The organism is Bradyrhizobium sp. MI1.11 (genome assembly GCF_055811255.1).
In genome coordinates, this window is record NZ_JBVVPM010000206.1 from 1 (window position 1) to 417 (window position 417).

Consider the following 417-nt stretch of genomic DNA (forward strand, 5'->3'; position numbering starts at 1 on the left):
GCCAAGGTGACCTTCGGCCTTCAGATGTCCGATGATGGGCTCGATGGCGGAGCGGCGCCGGAGCTCGCGCTTGATGGTGCCGAACACGCCGCGCTTCTGGCCCGAAATGAAGACGCGACGGGGATTTTGCGTGTCGTGGCCGCGATATCCCTTGTCGACATAGGCCCGCTCGATCGGACAGCCGGTGAGCGCCTCGGTGCGGTCGATGACGTCCCGCAGGGTATGACCGTCGTAAGGATTATCGGGCAGCGACCTGGCGTGCAGTACGAACAGGCCACCGGGCGCCCGGCGGTTGTTGGTGACGATGGAGGCCTTCACGCCGAACTCGTAAGGGGCTGCGGCCTTGCCTTTGCCGATGCATTCCACCTCCGGGGCATGGAAGGAATAAAGCTTCCAGCCGCGCTGGCGCTGCTGCTG

At 64.7% G+C, this 417-nt stretch carries 1 pseudogene; it reads right to left on the minus strand.

The features are described from left to right. Positions 1-417, minus strand: a pseudogene (locus tag AC0L30_RS43120) (IS5/IS1182 family transposase); the annotation flags it as partial.